The organism is Mitsuaria sp. CC2, from assembly GCF_048957715.1.
Taxonomy (GTDB): Bacteria; Pseudomonadota; Gammaproteobacteria; order Burkholderiales; family Burkholderiaceae_C; genus Roseateles.
The window spans coordinates 12608-27981 of sequence record NZ_JARVXN010000035.1 but is presented as its reverse complement, the minus strand read 5'-3'; the positions used below and the strand labels follow the sequence as shown (position 1 = coordinate 27981).

Here is a 15374-nt window from a genome sequence, read left to right as displayed (position 1 = left end):
TGACGCTCACGCGTCGGGAGAGGGATGGAGGAATACGGACAGGGACTGGATGCGTCCGTCCTGGAACCGGGCGACGTCCATGCCGGTGACCGCGACCGCGCCGTCGCGCGGGCCCGATGCCCACTGCAGGACGCCGATGCCGTGATGCCCGATCGCCTTGCCCCGGGCACGGAACGCGAAGTCGGGCGGCAGCTCGACCAGCAGCGCCGACACGGCGTCGTTGATCGCCGCATGGCCCTGGACCGTCGCGTGAGGCTCGTTCAGCAGCGCGTCGGCGGCGTAGATGCCCCGGATCGCCACCAGACGCCTGCCGGCGTCCCGCTCACCGAAGACCTGCGTCAGGTTGGCCTGCATCAGGCCGTCGTAGTCGACGGCTTCGACATTGGCGTTGGCGTTGGCGGCGGAGCTGCCGATGCCGACCTGCGGCGAAGCGATCGATGTGGGCTGCCGTTGCAGCTGCGTCGTGCGCTCGTCCGGCGAGAACATCGAGAGGCCCGACTGCGTGGTGTCGGTGGTGACCTCGTCCTGCAGCACATCCCAGTGCTCGGCCAGCAGGCCGTTCTCGATGCGGAAGAGGTCGACCACGACCTGCGGCGTCGGCGCCCAGCCGCGGATGCGGCCGTGGATCGCGACGTAGGCGCCTTCCGCGACCATCAGGCCGGGCTCATAGAAGAGATCGGACGGGAGCTGCGCCACCAGCCCGGCCAGCGCCTCGCGTCCTTGAGGAATGGACGGGTTGTGCTGGATGTAGCCGGGTGCGTACAGGCGCTCGACCGCCGAGGCGTCCCGGCGCTGGAACAAGGCCGTCATCGCTTCGAGGACCAGCGCCTTGTTGTGTTCGATGTTGCCGCTCATTCAATGACTCCCCGCGTCGACGACGCGCAGCGGTCCCGCCATGCGGAGGAAGGTGCCGTCCGGCAGCGTGGCCTGCGAATGCAGCTGTCCGCTCGCGAAGTCCTCGACGTGCACCACCGTTGCGCCGCTGTGCTCGATCCAGCTCACGAGGAACAGTCCCGGACGGATCGGGGTGGCGACGATCGCGACCTCTTCCGACTTGGCGAAAGGACCGTCGGCGATCTCGAACCGGAGCCTGTCGGCCGCAAGCACGCTCAGCCGGACGGAGAACGCCTTGAATGACACATCAAAGACCAGTCCCACGGGATAGGCCGTCGCCTCGGCGACGGGGTATTCGGATCGCATCAGGTCTCCTCGGATGGCCATGACGCCTGGCGCTTTCGCGGCAATGGACGGCGCGTGTCATTGCGCGACCAGTATGTCCAGCGACCCGGAGCGATGCACTGTCTGAAGATGCGATGGGCAGTCTGAAAGCGCGGTGTTTCCTGGCGATCCGCGTCAGTGGGAGGGATCCAGCCACTCCACGAGGAGTTCAATCAACGCCCGGATCTTTCGCGTGGGGTGCTGGCTCCGCGAGCGGATCACATAGATGCCGGCGGGCTGCGGCGGGAAACGCGTCATCACCGGCACCAGCGCGCCCCGCTCGATGTGTTCGTCGGTGACGGTGTCGGACAGATAACCCAGGCCGATGCCCGCGACCGCCGCGGCGGCGAGCGCGATGGGGTTGTCGGCCTTGAAGCGTCCTTGCGGATGGACGGTGATGGCCTTGTCGCCGTCCATGAAGCGCCAGCTCTCCGTGCCCTGCATCAGGGACTGATGGTTCAGCAGCTCGTCCGGCGTCTCCGGCGCGCCGTGCGCCGCCACGTACGCCGGACTGGCCACGAGCTTGCCGTGGATGCTGCCCACGCGACGCGCGATCAGCGCCGAATCCTGCAGATGCCCGACGCGGATGCCGCAGTCGTAGCCCTCGCCGATCAGGTCGACGGTGCGGTCGCTGTAATTGGCATGGAGATGCAGCTGGGGATGGCGTTTCGCCATCTCCGCCAGCACGGGCGCGAGGTGCGTCGGTCCGAAGGAGATGGGCGCGGCGATGCGGAATCGGCCGCGCAGATCGCCGGCGGGACGGATGGCATCGGTGGCCGCTTCGTACTCGGCGACGATGCGCGCGGCGTAATCCCGGAACGCCGTCCCTGCTTCGGTGAGCGCGGCGCCGCGCGTCGTTCTCGCCAGCAGCTGCGCGCCGAGCTGGGCCTCCAGGCGCTGAAGCCGGCGACTGATCACGGACTTCGCGACCCCCAGTCGCCGCGCGGCGGGCGACACGCCGCCGGCGTCGGCGACCTCGACAAAGGTCTGGAACTCTTCAATGTCCAACGCGTGATTCCTCCGTGGGCGCGAACGGGCCCATCAGGCGATGGCGCCGCCGTCCGCGGCGAGGACCGCGCCCGTGATCACGCTCGCGGCGGGACTGGCGAGGAAGACCACCGCATTCGCGACTTCCTGCGGTTCACCGAAACGTCCCAGGGAGGTGAGTCCCCGCTGGAAATCGGCGGCGGGGCCGTCCGCCGGATTCGATTCGGTGTCGGTGGATCCGGGCAGCACCAGGTTCACGGTGACGCCTTTCGGACCGAGCTCGCGCGAAAGCCCGCGGGTCAGGGCGAGCAGCGCCGCCTTGGACATGGCATAGGCGGTGACGCCGGGGAACGGCACGCGCTCGGCCAGGCCCGAGCCGATGGAGACGATGCGTCCGCCCTCGCCCAGATGCGGGATGGCGGCCTTGGAGAACAGCACCGGGCCCCGCACGTTGACGTCCATCATGGCCTGGTACGCGTCGAGGTCGAGGTCGGCGATCAGGCCGTTGAGTCCGAGCGCCGCGTTGTTGACCAGGATGTCCAGCCCGCCGAGCGCGGAGACCGTGTCGGCCACCGATCGCGCGATGGCCTGCGGGTCGGCGCTGTCCGCCTGGAGGGCGACGGCGCGGCGGCCCGTCGCCTCGATGGACTTCACCACCGCGGCGGCCCTGCGCTCCGAGCGGGCGTAGGTGAAAGCGACATCGGCCCCGTGTTCGGCCAGTGCCTGCGCGATGGCGGCGCCTATGCCGCGGGAGCCCCCGGTCACCAGGGCGCGTTTGCCATGCAGATCAAACATTCATCGTCCTTCCGTGCTGTGATGGCACGGGCCTGTCCCGCCGTCGATGGCGGCGCCCGTCACATCTGAAGCGGCGATGGTAGGAGTGCGAATCGAATGTTTATAGCCCCGGCGACTGCCACACTGTGTCGCGCAAAGAGGAACGCGCCGGGTCGGTCGGCCATTCGTCGAGCAGGTCGCGACGCATGGCTTCGATGACGGCCTGCGTCCTGCTGTTGACGTTCAACTTGTGCAGCAGCGTCTTCACATGCGTCTTGATCGTTCCCGGCGCGATGCCCAACCGCAGGCCGATGGACTTGTTGTCCAGGCCGACACAGAGCATGGTGAGCACGTCGAATTCACGCGGTGTCAGGGCGTCGCCCGGCCAGCCCTCGGCCACGGCGGCGGCCGCCGTGCGGCACAGGTAGCGACGACCCGCGGCGACCGTGCACGCGGCTTCCCGAAGCTCCTCCAGCGTGCACGAGGCATGGACGTATCCCGTCGCGCCGGCGGCCATGGCCACGCGCACCCGCCTGCTGGTCACCGTCGAGGTGACGATGAGCCAATGCGGACGGACGTCGACGGCCGGCACGTCGGCGGCGCGCGGCGCCAGCAGCGCAAACACGGCGTCGTCATGATCGCCGACGAGCAGTTTCGGACAGCCTCGAACGGTCGGGCCGGGCACGACCGTGCCGCTGGCATCGCAGCGCATCAACGCCGACGACAGCGCCGTCGCGATCCCCGCCCGCAAGAGCGGATGGCGATGCACGACGATGACATCGGCGAACACGGGATCGGCCTCCTGCGGGCTCGCGGGACTGACTTCGAGATTGCCGATCTTCACGGGGACACAGAACCCTGGCGACGTTCATCGAGCCGTGTGATGGCCGCCGAACTGCTTGATCGGCGACCACGCGGGCAGGATCTCGGGCAACGCGGGCAACGCGGGCAACGCGGGCGACAGCGGGCTGCAGTCCTGAGCGCCGTACACCACGCGGCCGTCCATGCCGCCGGCCGGGCCGAGCACCACCATGAATGCGTTCCGTCGCTTCAGCTTCACTGTCATTCCCCGGCCGTTGGATTGGAGAGCGCACCGCGCCGGGCGGATGCCGATCGGCGAGCCGATCTCCGCAGCGGGGGTGCGTTCGAACGGGGGGATGTTGGCGATTCGGTCCTGGACAGTCACTGATCGATCCTGCTGGCGGCAGCACGATCCGCTCATGCACCCTCAGTGCGCGGCCGACTTCTCCTCCTGCCGATCCCGCAGTTGCCGCGCCGCGCGGTCGATGAACTCGCTGACCTCGCCCGGATGGGACAGCATCGGCACATGACTCGCCGGCAAGGTGAGCGTGCTGGCGCCGTGCAGGATGCTGTACATCCAGATCGACGGGCAGTACGACCCGGCCATCGCGGCGCTGTTGCAGGCGGGAGGGTCACAGCTCCCGCGCGAGCCGCTTGGCGAGCGCCGCGATGGCGCGTTCGTCCCGCTTGTAGTAGGACCACTTGCCCATCCGCTTGATGGTCACCAGGCCGATGCCCGCCAGGTCGGCGAGGTACTTGGAGGTGGTGGAAAACGCCAGCCCCTGCCCGGCTTGGATCGACGAGACGCAGACGCCGTCGGTCGCCGGATCCCCCTCGTCCTGCGGCGGAAACAGCGCCGGCGTCTTCAACTTGCGCAGGATGTCCAGCCGCTGGGTGTTGGACAACACCACGAGCACACGAACCAGCGGCACTTCTTCGGGCATAGGCGGAATCGATGGAGGCGTCGGAGGGGCCGCCGAGTTTAGGCGGTCGAAGGGGGCGCCGTTTTCCTCGCGCGATTGCCAGGATCGGCGACAGGGTGAAATCCTTCGACTCGACGTATCGCAAAACGTCGATATGACAATGGCGATGTCCCGTTCAGTTTTGCGGGACGTTCCATCGTCAACTTCGAGACCTCCCATGAAAGCCATCGTCCTGACCGCCTTCGGCGGCGTCGAACACCTGCAACTGCAGGACATCCCCGTGCCGCCGGTTGACGCCGGTGAACTGCTGGTGCGCGTTGTCGCCACGTCGGTCAACCCGCTCGACTATCAGATCCGTCGCGGAGACTATCCCGCGCATGTGCCGCTGCCAGCCGTCATCGGACACGATGTGTCGGGGGTGGTGGAGCGCGTGGGGGCAGGTGTCCACGACTTCAAGCCGGGGGACGAGGTGTTCTACACGCCGAAGATCTTCGGACCCAAGGGCGGCAGTTACGCGGAGTTCAATGTGGTGCCGCAGGAGCTCGTGACGCACAAGCCGCGCAACCTCACGCATGCGGAGGCGGCGTCGATCACGCTCGTCGGCGGCACGGCATGGGAAGCGCTGGTGTCGCGCGCGCGGCTGCAGCCCGCGGAGACGGTGTTGATCCACGGCGGCGCCGGCGGCGTCGGATCCATCGCCATCCAGCTGGCGAAGACGATGGGCGCTCGCGTGATCACCACCGCCCGGGCCTCGCAGGCTGGTTTCGTGCGGTCGCTCGGCGCTGACGAGGCGGTCGACTACGAGGCCGCTGACTATGTCGAGCAGGTGAAAGAGCTGACCGGCGCGCGAGGCGTCCACGTGGTGTTCGACACCATCGGCGGCACGACGCTGGAACGTTCACCGCTCGTGCTGGCGGACGGGGGTCGGGTCGTGTCCATCGTGGACATCGCCACGCCGCAGAACCTGGTGAACGCCTGGGGCGTGAATGCGGAGTACCACTTCGTCTTCACGCGTCAGAACCGGGGCAAGCTGCAGGCGCTGAAGGCGCTGCTGGAACGCGAGCGGATCCGGCCGGTGATCGGGGCGACCTTCTCGCTGGCGGAGATGGGTGCCGCGCACACCGCGCTGGAAACCGGCGGTCATCTGGGCCAGAAGATTCGCGGGAAGGTGGTGGTGAACGTGGCTTGATGTCCGCGGCAGGCAGCAGTGCGCGGGTGCCAGGTCAATCGACCGCGCGCGCAGTCGATCGGCCGAACGTGTAGACGAGCCCGACGCCCACGCTGGCCCCCGTCGTGCGGCGCACCAGCGGGCTGTCCCGGTTGGCCGACCCCGCGACGCTGTCGATCCGCGCGAATCCGAAGATGCGGACATCCTCGCTCAATTGCCGCGACAGCGACCCCTTGAGACGCCACGCGATGAGGCCGGCATCGGCCTCATAGGCGGGCCGCCCCGGAAGCGCCTCGTCAGGTGTCACCGCGTAGTACGTGCGCCCCAGCCGCTTGTCGCCGAGCAGCGCACTGACGGCCAGTGCGTAGCTCCACCCGGGACCGGCCCGGTGGTCCAGCCCGATCTCCGGTTCAAGCGCCATTCCCCGATGGCGGCCCAGGTCGCTGGCCTCGAAGACGCCTCGGACCGGGATCTTGAAGGTCACGCGATGGGAGGCTTGGCGCCCATTCAGGTACCAGCGGCCGACGGGGCCCAGTTCCACCAGGGTCGGCAGCTTGGCCATGCCCTCGCGCGCCTTCAAAGACTTGCTGCCCGAGCTCAAGGACCCGGACACCGAGACATCCAGTTCGAACGTCTCCGTGCGGATCGCCCGCAGACCTGCGCCTTCCCCCTCCGCCCGCAGGCGCTTGCCCCGGTAGACGACGTAAGGCAAGGGCACGACCCTGCTCACCTGCTCGTCGGCGCCCGGGTAGGCCACCTGGGAGATGCCGCCGATGCCGGCGCCCAGTTCCCACAGCGGCAGGTCCTTGCGTTCAGCCGGTGCGTCCGCGAAAACGCCAACGCTCACGACGGCCAGGCTAGCAGCGAGGGATTGCTTCATGCTGAAAGAATAATCGCGAGTCACGGCTCCGTAGCGGATCGGGATGTCGAGGAGGCTTCAGGCGGACCCGCCGGGTCGTCAGATGAAACGGGCACCGCCCGGTTCGATGGCGTCGAGCTTGCTGGCCGACTTCGTCTGGGCGGGGGCCATCCCCAGACGCTTGCTGCGATCCCGCTGCTCGTACGCCTCGCGCCTGGAATTATCCGTACGACGCTCCATGGCGGTCATGGGGACCGCGCTCCACTTCTGCTGATTGGCTGACATGGTCACTCCAAGGAAGGATGTAAGCAGCTGTAGGCAAACGATCTGCCTGCCACAGGTCCTTCAGGAGGGATGGAAGGCGGTCCACGCATGGGTCGGCATGCACCTTGCCAGTGGAACGGACAATCCGAGGTCCTCCCAGATGCCTGAGCTGCACTTGAAGTACCTGCGAGGGGTGGCACTCGCGCTCTACGATCGCGTGGTGCTGCTCGATCCCAGGGCAGACACGAGCAAGTGCCTGTTCGAACGGCCAGCGCGCAACGCCAGACCCACCCTCGTCGTCATCGTCCAGGACATTGAGAACACGGTCCTCACCGAGTACGTGAAGATCGAACTCGACCCCCTGAATCTGGAGGCCGGTTGGAAGATCTAGTGATGACACGCCGCCGAAGCTGACCTGGAAAATCTGATGCAAACTTGCCTCCATTGGGAGGAGGGCAAGTCATGCCGGTTGAGCGAGTGGTGGGCGAGGCGTACCTGCGCCGCACCGATGTGGAGGGTGTCGGGAGCATCCGGCTCGCCTCGAAGGTCTGTCCTGAAGGCAAGCTCATCGCCGAAGTGGTGTCGGTCGCCATGCCGGGCGGCGGATTCGTCGCGGCGGGCAAAGCCTCGCTGACCGTGATGGTCGACGACGTCGAGGACCGGTTCACGCGGAACCGGGTGCTGAGGCAGCTGGGCATCGACTGCGAGGACGACTGAGCCCGGCATGCGTCCCGCCCTGGGATTGCACGATCAGGACGGCTCGGTGGCGCGTGCGGCAGAGGACAGCCATGCCAGCAACTCCGGCACCGCGATCGGTTTGGCCAGATGTCCGTCGAAGCCCGCGTCCGCGGCCCTCTGACGGTCCTCCGTCGAGCCATATCCGGTCAGCGCGACCATCAATGCCGGACGGTGCGGCCCCTGGGCAGACCGAGCGACGTCATAGCCGCTCAGCCCGGGCAGCCCGATGTCGCAGATGAGCACATCCGGACGTCTGGTACGCAGCACTTCCACCGCGGCGGGGCCGTTGTGCACCACCTGCACACGGTGACCATGGCCTTCGAGAATCATCCGGAGCGAGTCTGCAGCGTCCACGTTGTCCTCGGCCAACAGCACGTCGCGCGATCTCGAATCGGCGACAGGTGGGCTGTCGGGGTCCGTGGAGGCGCCGGTGGGCCCCTCCCGCAGGGCGGGCAAGGTCACAGTGAACGTGCTGCCTTGATCCGGCCCAGCCGAGACCATCGACACCTTGCCGCCATGCAGGGAGACCAGGCCTCTGACCAGCGCGAGGCCCAGGCCCAGCCCGCCACGCGAGCGCTCCAGGGAGCGGTCGGCCTGCACGAAGGCGTCGAACAGCTGGTCTTGCAGGTGGGGCTCGATGCCATCGCCCTCATCGTCCACGGTCAGCGCCACGCAGCCTTCCTCGCAGCTCAAGCTCACCGTCACACGATCTCCGGCTGCCGAGAACTTGATCGCGTTGTCCACCAGGTTGTCTATCACCTGCCGAAGTCGCGTGCCATCGCCCTCGACCCAGGCGTCACAGTCACATCGGCAATCGAGGACGATGCCGGCGGCCTGCGCGGCAACCGCATGGGCCGTCAGCGTCTCGCGGGCCAGCTCGCACAGGTTCACAGGTTCGCGCGCCAGCTGGACCAACCCGCGCGTGAGGCGGGAGACGTCGAGCAACTGGTCGATGATGCGGCCCATGTGGCCCACCTGCCGATCCACCACGCGAGCAAGCGTGGACTGACGCTCGGGCGGCAATTCGTTCACCTGCAGCAGGTGGGCGGCATACCGGATGGGTGTCAGGGGATTCCGCAACTCGTGCGCCAGCATGGCCAGGAACTGATCCTTGCGTTCCGCCTGCTCGCGTTGCTGCCGCAACAGGTCGCGCACCTCCCACTGACGCCGCCTTGCACGCAGCGCGGCCGAAACAGCCGACTGCAGCGCATCCGGCGCCATCGGCCGCTGCAACATGGCGACGTTGCCCAGCTCAGCCACCGCGCTGAGCGGGAGGTGCGCCGCAGAAGCGCTTGCCACGATGATGATGGGGAGGTCCGACCAGGCCGGCTGGGCGCGTATGCCCGCCACGAGATGTCGCCGCAGCGACCGGGTCAGCATTTCCTCCGCGACCAGCACCGCGCCGGTCTCCAGGGACAACGCCTGCATCAGCGAGGCTTCGCTCTCGCAGGATTCGCTCTCGACGCCGGCATCGCTCAGCAACCGTCTGGTGAGCGACGCATCGCGGGGCGCCGCCAGGATCAGGACATCCGCGAACGAGGTCTCTGCCGCGGCAACAGGCGGCAGGGCCGCCGCCAACATCTGGACTTCGCTCATGTCGCACGCGTCTCATCGCCCTTGGCGACGGGCATGCCCGACAGCAGGGCGTGGTAACCGCGCAGCGGCGCCTGCACGTCCAGGCCGGGCAGTCCGATGCGGAACTCCCGGATGGTGGAATCGTGTCCACCGACGCGCCGTTTGATCACGGACAGCGCGCGCCGGATGGCACCGTCGTCCTCGAAATAGCGCAGCAGCATCGCCGCGTCCGTCAGGTAGGTGACGTCCAGAGGAGATCCACTGGGTTCCCCGACGAATCCTTGCTGGTTCAGCGTCAGCAGCGTGGCGACATCGCGATTGGAGAGGTAGCTCAGCAGTTCGTGCATGTGCATGGCGAGGTGTTTCTCGTCAGGCATCGCGGTCAGATATCCGTTCAGGGAGTCGATGACGACCAGGGTGACGCCGTCCTCCTCGATCGCACGCCGGATGAGGTGGGCGAACTCCCCTGGCGAGAACTCCGCGGGATCGATCTGCCGCAGCGTGACTTGCCCGGACTCCACGTGCGCGCGCGTGGACATCCCCAGCGCATCGGCGCGTGCCAGGAAGACGCGACGGGTTTCGTCGAACAGATAGACGGCGGCCCGACCTCCGTGCTCGGCGAGCGCATTGGCGAACTGCATGCACAGGGTGCTCTTGCCGATGCCCGAAGGCCCGGTGACCAGCAGGCTGCTGCCACGGTCCAGTCCGCCGAGCAGCATGTCATCCAGCACCGCGCTGCCGCTGGTCAGCGTTGCGCCTCGTCCCTCGACGCCCACTGCGGCGTCATGTTCGTTGGCGACCAGACGCGGGTAGACGATCAGCCCGCCCGTCTGGATGGCGGTATCGTGGAAGCCTTCTTGCATCGGCACGCCGCGCATCTTGTGGACCCGCAGGCGACGACGCTGCTTCCCATAGTCGGGGGCATGCTGGTACAGGCTGATGATGCCGTGCACCACGCCCTCCCCGGCTTCGTCGTTGTTGCCATGCAGCCCTGCCTCCTGGATGAGCAGCACCGTCGCTCCCATGGAGGAAAAGTGTTCGCGGAGCCGGAGCAGCTGACGCCGGAACCGAAGCGGATCTCGGGCCAGCAGGCGCACGTCCGAGAACGGGTCGAAGACGACCCGGCTGGGGCGGAGCTCTTCCGTCACGCGGAAGATCCTTGCAACGACGTCATTCAGTTCGACGTCGCTGGGCGAGAAGAAGGAGTAGTCGCCCTCGGCCTCACCCGACCCGACCTCCGCCAGGTTCACGATATCCACGCCCGTCAGATCCCATTGATGCGACCTGGCCGTGGCCATGAGTTGGGATTCGGTCTCCGCGAGCGTGCACCAGAGAACACGCTCACCGCAGCGCACGCCTTCCAGCAGGAACTGGAGGCCTAGCGTTGTCTTTCCGGCGCCGGCCGACCCCTCGAGCAGGTAAAGATGCCCCGCTGGCAATCCGCCGCGCAGCACGTCGTCGAGACCCGGCGCGCCGGTGGAAACATGCAGGCAGGACGAGTGGGTGGGGTCGTTCGGTCGGGCCATGGGATCGCATCGAAGTGATGCGCAGCCGTGGCAAAACATGCACCCAGCGGGAGGAAGGATTCGTCGCGCAGCGAAAAATCGGCGAAATCCGACGGGTGGCCGGGGTCGTGTCTGACACGAACAGCGGCGTGCACGCCGGCGCTGGCCTCACCAGTTCATCGAGCGTGCTGTTGCTGGAGCGCCGATAGATCGGGGTCCTCAGCGGGACGGCACCTTCGCCCGCAGGAGTAGACCCAACCGCCCCGTTTGGGTCGCCAAGCCTGATCCGCTCAGTTCAGTGCTTGCAGCAGCATCGGTAAATCGTAGGGTTTGGATATCACCGGAAATCCTTCGCCCGCTGCGACCTGTGCGACGTCGCTGTGGCCCGTCACAAGCACAGGCCTGATCTTGGGACGCAAGTAGCGAATTTCGCGTGCCAGTTGGACTCCGTTCATGCCCCGAGGCATGACGATGTCGCTGATCAAGATATCGGGGTCAAATCCGCTGCTCAGGTGTTGCAGAGCCTCCTCCCCGCTGTCCACCGCCTTCACGACAAATCCGCTGGACTCCAGCAGCTGCTGGGTGGCTTCCCGGACGTCGTGGTTGTCGTCGACCAGCAGGATGACCTTGCCGGCCGTGACGACCGTGTCCCCCTGCAGCGCGTTCTCCCGCGCAGCGTCTTCCACCTGCCGGGAGGGAATCATCAAGCAGATGGTCGTGCCCTGACCGGGGACGCTGTCCACGCGGATCGCGCCGCCCGAGGCTTCGATGAAGGCCGCCACCTGCGGCATGCCCAGCCCGCTGCCCTTGCCCTGCGGCTTCGTCGTGAAGAAGGGCTCGAAGATCCTGTCGATCACCTCGGCGCTCATGCCCTCGCCGTCGTCGCTCACGCGCAGGACGCAGATGGCGCCGAGCCGCGGGTCTTCCCCAGCCTCCGCCGACATCCGGATCACGCCGCCGGCCGGCATTGCATCTCTCGCGTTGGTCACCAGATTGGTCAGCGCGATCTCCAGTTCCAGGCCATCCACGGCGACCCGGCCCAGAACCGGTTCGGCGCGCAGTTCCACCGTGTGCCTGGTGTCAAGCAGTTGCCGGACGTTATCGGCGATGCGTTCGAGTTCGATCCTCGTGTCCAGCGGGCGAGCCACGAGCGCCCGACGGGCCGACAGCAAGGAGAGCTGGCGCGTCAGCGCTTCCGCCTTGGTGATGCTGCGCTTGATCACGGCGATATCGGCATCGACCGCGGCGCCGACACGGCGCTGGAGGATGCTCAAGCGGCCGGTTACCACCTGCAGGATGTTGTTGAGGTCGTGGGCGAGACCCGCGCCCATCTGACCGACCATCCTCAGCTTTTCCGCCTGTGCGAGTTTTTGCTCCGCGTGCTCCCGTTGATGGACGGCGGCTTGAAGTTCCTCCGTGCGTCGGAGCAGCTTCGTCACGGTGTCCGAAAGCCCGCGCTGGACGCGTCGGAAATGATGAGCCAGCAACACCAGCACGACCGAACCCGCGATCAGGCCTTCGACGCGGACCGAGTACCACGCCAAGGTGTATCGCGAACCGCTGTAGGTGCTCAGCCATACGCCGCCCGCCTCTGCAGTGAGCACGACGACCAGCCAGATGAAGATGGAGCGGCGATGGAGTCCGCGTAGCCCGATGAGGACGACGGCCAGGATCGCCAGGACCGCAGCGCTGTAGGAGCCGTAGATGCTGAACAGGCCGAAGGCCTGCCGCCCGTTCCGGTCGACGGTGGCGGCGGCATCGGTCCATTGGGACGCGAAGCCGGCCAGGACCGCCGCCGCCGTGGCGACCACGGGCGGCCAGTAGGTGAAGGTCCGGGGCTCCTTGCTCGGTTGCATCGCGGACAGCGCCGCCCAGATGATGAAACTCGCGAACCCCGCACGCCAGGTGATGAACAGCCAGCTGACCGCGTGCGGTGAGCCGAGCAAGGGCCTGTCGGGAAGCACGGCCCCGGGAAAAGTCAGCACATGCAGCACCGCCATCAGTCCCGCGTAGAGGTAAGCGGCGGCGATGACCGAATGCGATCGAGGCTGGCTGGGCGAGGAGATGAGGAGCCAGAACGTGGCCAGGTTGATCATCGCCGTCGCCGCGCCATACATGCCGCTGATGTGGGGCAGCGGGACCAGCGGCTCCGAGGCGTAGGGAAGCACCGCGGCAATGCCCACCAGCAGCGCCACGGACAGCGTCAGCGCGGCACGGCGCTGCGCAGTGCTCGCGATCTCCTGAACGACCTCCCTGAACGGCATCCCAGTGCTCCGGCCCTGTATTGACGGCGCGCGATTGTCGCTCGCGCGGCTCAACCCTTTGGCCGTCGACCCGTTTCGTGTCCGACCACTCAGCCATTCACCCGGCAGGATGGGCACGCGCTGCAGTAGAAACCCGCACGGAAGCGCCGCTCACGCCGATACGCGGCGGACGTACGACACTTCTGTAACTTTTCAAGGCGTCGTGATTGGACATAGGCCGGTCCACTCGTAGGTTTCGGATACTGCTCACGACTCGCCCCTCCTGGAGTTGTCGCATGGTGTGACGGCTGGAGGCGCCAACCCCCGCCATGCTTCTTCGAACCAACACCGCTCGTCGCCTGCACAGCGCCGCATTGAGCTGCCCGTCCCGTCACCTATCCGTCACGGTGGTCATCGCCACGGCGATCGCATTGACCGCGTGCGGTGGCGGATCGTCTGGTGAGGATCCCGAGCCGCCGGCAGGCCCCGGCACGACGGCCACAACCCTCGTGCGTGTTGCTGCAGAGCCTGCAGGAAGTCAGTGTGCGGCCGGCGGTACACGAGTCCAGTCCGGCCCGGATGCCGATGCCAACGGCCAACTCGCCGACTCGGAAGTGGTCAACACGCAGTACGTCTGCAACGGATTGAATGGCGGCGCCGGCGCCACTGGGCAGTCCATGCTCGTTCGAGTCCGTGTCGAGGCGGCTGGCGCGAACTGCGCACAGGGCGGATCGGCCGTCTTGGCGGGGCTGGACGCCAACGGGAACGGCGCGCTGGAGGATGGCGAAGCCGGAAGCATCGCTTACGTGTGCAACGGGGCGAACGGCTCAAATGGTTCCAATGGCGCAACGGGGCCCACCGGTCCGAGCGGCCCCGCCGGTGCCTCGGGGCTGGACGCCTTGGTCGCGGTCGTCACCGAGTCGGCCGGCGCCAATTGCGCCTACGGCGGCCAGCGGGTCCAGTCGGGCCAGGATGCCAACCGCAATGGCGTGCTCGACGCGGGCGAGGTGTCCTCAACCGCCTACGTCTGCAGCGCAGCCCCGGCCGATATCCGTTGGGTCAACGTGACCGGAGCCGCGGTGCAGGCCGAATCGAACACCGGCTATCTGGCGAACTCGAACGCCGCCGTGGTGGTCACGTTGCCGGCATCGCCCGCCATCGGCGACTGGATCAAGATCACCGGGGTGGGCAGCGGCGGCTGGACGGTCGCGCAGAACGCCGGCCAGCGCATCGCCACCCTGGGGCTGCCAGGCGGCAACCTGATCGGCTGGACAGCCCAGGCGCCCGTCGGCTCATGGACTGGAACGGCCATGTCGGCCGACGGGGCGCGGCAGGTCGCGACGTCGGCGTCGGGCGAGCTTTACACCTCCAGCGACGCGGGCGCGCAGTGGGCGCTGCGGCTCACGGGGCAGACCTGGTCCGGCGTGGCCACGTCGTCCGACGGGATGAAGATCCTGGCGGCGACCAACGGCGGCGCCCTTTACCTGTCCACGGACGGCGGCGCCAACTGGTCCAACGACGGCAGCGCGCGGGCCTGGTCCGCTGTCGCCAGTTCTGCCGACGGCGTGCGCCTTGTTGCGACGGCCTACCTCGGTCAGATCTGGACCTCGTCCGACAGCGGCGCCAACTGGACGGCGCGCGACAGCAACCGAGCCTGGCGCGCGGTCAGTTCATCCGCCGATGGCCGCGTGCTGGTGGCCGGCACCAATGGCGCGCAGCTGTACGTGTCGACGGATTACGGGGTGACCTGGACCGCCCGCGCCTCGGCGCAGTTCTGGTGGGCGACTGCGGCCTCCGCAGATGGCAAGAGGCTGTATGCGACGGTCGACGCCGGCGCGATCTGGCGCTCCGATGATTCCGGTGCCACTTGGGAAGCGGTCGCCAGCGCCCGAGATTGGCGCGGCATCGCTTCTTCCTCGGACGGGCGTTACGTCGTGGCCGCGACCAGTGGCGGGGCGCTCTACGAATCGCCGGACGGCGGCCAGACTTGGCGCGCCACGGCCGACGCCGGCGCCTGGACAGCCGTGGCCAGCAGTGCGGATGGCCTGACTCTATTGGCCGGCAAATCCGGCGCAGCGCTGTATGGGGGCGTACGTCGATCGTCGACCACCCCGGGTGTGACAGGGTCGCTGTCGGGTGGGCAGTCGGATGCGCTGCAGCTGCAATATGTCGGCGGCGGCGTGTTCATGCCGATCAGCTACGTATCGTCCAACTTGACGTTCGCAGCACAGTAGTCGTCGGATTCATTCGGTCGACGAACCCAGTTTCCGCATGCATTGATTCACGCCCTCCTCGTCGCCGACCAACGAGCAAATCGCC

At 67.4% G+C, this 15374-nt stretch carries 17 protein-coding genes; 4 read left to right on the top strand and 13 right to left on the bottom strand.

All coding sequences use genetic code 11. From position 1 onward, the window contains the following. Nucleotides 1-6: 6 nt before the first annotated feature. The 8 genes from PV762_RS23470 to PV762_RS23435 all read right to left on the bottom strand — a co-directional run bounded on the left by PV762_RS23470 (nucleotide 7) and on the right by PV762_RS23435 (nucleotide 4724). Nucleotides 7-855: a nuclear transport factor 2 family protein gene (locus PV762_RS23470; RefSeq protein ID WP_421037407.1), complete on the bottom strand. Its 849-nt coding sequence runs from the start codon at nucleotides 853-855 to the stop codon at nucleotides 7-9. After that, on the bottom strand, nucleotides 856-1200 hold the full coding sequence (locus PV762_RS23465; RefSeq protein ID WP_421037405.1) for a MoaF-related domain-containing protein: 345 nt from the start codon (nucleotides 1198-1200) through the stop codon (nucleotides 856-858). A 153-nt stretch (nucleotides 1201-1353) separates the two neighbouring features. After that, nucleotides 1354-2226, bottom strand: coding sequence for a LysR family transcriptional regulator (locus PV762_RS23460; RefSeq protein WP_421037404.1), 873 nt, complete (start codon nucleotides 2224-2226; stop codon nucleotides 1354-1356). A 33-nt stretch (nucleotides 2227-2259) separates the two neighbouring features. Further along, entirely contained in the window at nucleotides 2260-3000 is a 741-nt protein-coding gene (locus PV762_RS23455; RefSeq protein WP_421037403.1) for an SDR family NAD(P)-dependent oxidoreductase, read from the bottom strand. Nucleotides 3001-3100: 100 nt separating this feature from the next. Next, nucleotides 3101-3823: a DNA-binding response regulator gene (locus PV762_RS23450; RefSeq protein WP_421037402.1), complete on the bottom strand. Its 723-nt coding sequence runs from the start codon at nucleotides 3821-3823 to the stop codon at nucleotides 3101-3103. A gap of 24 nt (nucleotides 3824-3847) precedes the next feature. Next, complete coding sequence (locus tag PV762_RS23445) at nucleotides 3848-4045, bottom strand: hypothetical protein (RefSeq protein WP_421037400.1); 198 nt, start codon at nucleotides 4043-4045, stop codon at nucleotides 3848-3850. A gap of 162 nt (nucleotides 4046-4207) precedes the next feature. Next, nucleotides 4208-4387, bottom strand: a complete 180-nt coding sequence (locus PV762_RS23440; RefSeq protein WP_421037399.1) for a hypothetical protein — start codon at nucleotides 4385-4387, stop codon at nucleotides 4208-4210. Nucleotides 4388-4412: 25 nt separating this feature from the next. Continuing rightward, on the bottom strand, nucleotides 4413-4724 hold the full coding sequence (locus tag PV762_RS23435) for an ArsR/SmtB family transcription factor (protein ID WP_421037398.1): 312 nt from the start codon (nucleotides 4722-4724) through the stop codon (nucleotides 4413-4415). 196 nt (nucleotides 4725-4920) lie between these two features. Between PV762_RS23435 and PV762_RS23430 the strand changes: the two genes are divergently transcribed. Next, a complete protein-coding gene (locus PV762_RS23430; protein ID WP_421037397.1) occupies nucleotides 4921-5892 on the top strand; it encodes a zinc-dependent alcohol dehydrogenase family protein in 972 nt (323 codons plus the stop codon). A gap of 34 nt (nucleotides 5893-5926) precedes the next feature. Here PV762_RS23430 and PV762_RS23425 read toward each other — a convergent pair whose 3' ends face one another. Further along, the gene (locus tag PV762_RS23425; RefSeq protein WP_421037396.1) at nucleotides 5927-6751 is read right to left on the bottom strand and encodes a MipA/OmpV family protein; all 825 of its coding nucleotides are present in this window, start codon (nucleotides 6749-6751) and stop codon (nucleotides 5927-5929) included. Nucleotides 6752-6829: 78 nt separating this feature from the next. Further along, on the bottom strand, nucleotides 6830-7015 hold the full coding sequence (locus PV762_RS23420; protein ID WP_421037395.1) for a hypothetical protein: 186 nt from the start codon (nucleotides 7013-7015) through the stop codon (nucleotides 6830-6832). Between the two features lie 139 nt (nucleotides 7016-7154). Here PV762_RS23420 and PV762_RS23415 point away from each other — a divergent pair, with 139 nt between their 5' ends. Continuing rightward, nucleotides 7155-7385, top strand: a complete 231-nt coding sequence (locus PV762_RS23415; protein WP_421037394.1) for a hypothetical protein — start codon at nucleotides 7155-7157, stop codon at nucleotides 7383-7385. A 71-nt stretch (nucleotides 7386-7456) separates the two neighbouring features. Beyond that, nucleotides 7457-7711 (top strand): hypothetical protein, encoded by a 255-nt coding sequence (locus PV762_RS23410; protein ID WP_421037393.1) that lies wholly within the window; start codon nucleotides 7457-7459, stop codon nucleotides 7709-7711. 33 nt (nucleotides 7712-7744) lie between these two features. Here PV762_RS23410 and PV762_RS23405 read toward each other — a convergent pair whose 3' ends face one another. The 3 genes from PV762_RS23405 to PV762_RS23395 form a co-directional block, all read right to left on the bottom strand. Then, a complete protein-coding gene (locus PV762_RS23405) occupies nucleotides 7745-9328 on the bottom strand; it encodes an ATP-binding protein (RefSeq protein WP_421037392.1) in 1584 nt (527 codons plus the stop codon). Further along, a complete protein-coding gene (locus tag PV762_RS23400; RefSeq protein WP_421037391.1) occupies nucleotides 9325-10833 on the bottom strand; it encodes an ATPase domain-containing protein in 1509 nt (502 codons plus the stop codon). Before PV762_RS23400 ends, PV762_RS23405 begins: the two co-directional genes overlap by 4 nt. Nucleotides 10834-11102: 269 nt before the next feature. Next, nucleotides 11103-13076, bottom strand: a complete 1974-nt coding sequence (locus tag PV762_RS23395) for an ATP-binding protein (protein ID WP_421037390.1) — start codon at nucleotides 13074-13076, stop codon at nucleotides 11103-11105. A 308-nt stretch (nucleotides 13077-13384) separates the two neighbouring features. Here PV762_RS23395 and PV762_RS23390 point away from each other — a divergent pair, with 308 nt between their 5' ends. Next, nucleotides 13385-15289, top strand: coding sequence for a WD40/YVTN/BNR-like repeat-containing protein (locus PV762_RS23390; protein WP_421037389.1), 1905 nt, complete (start codon nucleotides 13385-13387; stop codon nucleotides 15287-15289). Nucleotides 15290-15374 lie beyond the last annotated feature (85 nt).